Annotated in this window: 1 protein-coding gene; it reads left to right on the top strand. The window is 65.1% G+C overall.

Annotated features, from left to right (window positions below; genetic code table 11):
* A partial coding sequence (gene merA, locus AC6LJ9_RS30555; RefSeq protein WP_498150442.1) for a mercury(II) reductase occupies positions 1-1,211 on the top strand: 1,211 nt, incomplete at both ends.

Here is a 1,211-nt window from a genome sequence, read left to right as displayed (position 1 = left end):
TGTGTGCCGTCCAAGATCATGATCCGCGCCGCCCACATCGCCCATCTGCGCCGGGAAAGCCCATTCGACGGCGGCATGCCACCCACACCGCCGACGATCTTGCGCGAGCGGCTGCTGGCCCAGCAGCAGGCCCGTGTCGAAGAACTCCGTCATGCCAAGTACGAAGGCATCCTGGACGGCAATTCAGCCATCACCGTTCTGCACGGTGAAGCGCGTTTCAAGGACGACCAGAGCCTTATCGTTAGTTTGAACGAGGGTGGCGAGCGCGTCGTGATGTTCGACCGCTGCCTGGTCGCCACGGGTGCCAGCCCGGCGGTCCCGCCGATTCCGGGGTTGAAAGAGTCACCCTACTGGACTTCCACCGAGGCCCTGGCGAGCGACACCATTCCCGAACGCCTTGCCGTAATCGGCTCGTCGGTGGTGGCGCTGGAGCTGGCGCAAGCCTTTGCCCGGCTGGGCAGCAAGGTCACGGTCCTGGCGCGCAATACCTTGTTCTTCCGTGAAGACCCGGCCATCGGCGAGGCGGTGACAGCCGCTTTCCGTGCCGAGGGCATCGAGGTGCTGGAGCACACGCAAGCCAGCCAGGTCGCCCATATGGACGGTGAATTCGTGCTGACCACCACGCACGGTGAATTGCGCGCCGACAAACTGCTGGTTGCCACCGGTCGGACACCGAACACGCGCAGCCTCGCGCTGGACGCAGCGGGGGTCACTGTCAATGCGCAAGGTGCCATCGTCATCGACCAAGGCATGCGCACGAGCAACCCGAACATCTACGCGGCCGGCGACTGCACCGACCAGCCGCAGTTCGTCTACGTGGCAGCGGCCGCCGGCACCCGTGCCGCGATCAACATGACCGGCGGCGACGCAGCCCTCAATCTGACCGCGATGCCGGCAGTGGTGTTCACCGACCCGCAAGTCGCCACCGTGGGCTACAGCGAGGCGGAAGCGCACCACGATGGCATCGAGACCGACAGTCGCACGCTGACACTCGACAACGTTCCGCGAGCGCTTGCCAACTTCGACACACGCGGCTTCATCAAGCTGGTCATCGAGGAAGGTAGCGGACGGCTCATCGGCGTGCAGGCGGTGGCCCCGGAAGCGGGCGAACTGATCCAGACGGCGGTGCTCGCCATCCGCAACCGCATGACGGTGCAGGAACTGGCCGACCAGTTGTTCCCCTACCTGACAATGGTCGAGGGGTTGAAGCT

It is taken from the genome of Achromobacter sp. 1011811831 (assembly GCF_059760905.1).
Note: the sequence above shows the minus strand (reverse complement) of the source record. Positions and strands in the feature narration are given on the sequence as shown.